The organism is Flavobacterium sp. ABG (assembly GCF_001027725.1).
Taxonomy (GTDB): Bacteria; Bacteroidota; Bacteroidia; order Flavobacteriales; family Flavobacteriaceae; genus Flavobacterium; species Flavobacterium cupriresistens.
Map to the genome: position 1 here is coordinate 1 of NZ_LEKS01000069.1, position 481 is coordinate 481.

Sequence of the window (481 nt, forward strand, 5' to 3'; positions counted from 1 at the left end):
AGTAATAAAAGTGTTGTGAGCAAAATTTTAGCAAATAAACTTAAAAAGTTTTTCATTAGAATCTAAATATATAATTCTTAAAGAGGAAACGTTTCTTAAACGATTTTTTTTTTTAAACCTACTAGATTTTAATTTTAAAGCACTCAAATTAAACAGACTGATTTCGATATTAAATTATTCACCAAACAAATACAATGTCGAAAAAAAATCTTTCATATGATTTAATATTTCTTCAAAACCTATATCAAATCCATATAATATTCTTAGTTATCATTGATTAAAAAAAAATCTCTTATAATTATAGCGGTAAATTTCCGAGCTCCACTATTATTCATATGTCCACAGGAAGAAAAATACTGATCGCCTTCTACTGCTTTTTCATAATTGTGAATTTCGGGATACATTTGATGCACTTTCTCAAAATAATTCAATCCTTTGGTATTGGAACACATTGGTGTCATCACGGCAATCAGGTTAATGT

The 481-nt window shown here is 26.4% G+C and carries 1 pseudogene; it reads right to left on the reverse strand.

Annotated elements, in window-relative coordinates:
* Positions 1–263: 263 nt before the first annotated feature.
* Positions 264–481: pseudogene (locus tag AB674_RS22940) on the reverse strand (hypothetical protein); the annotation flags it as partial.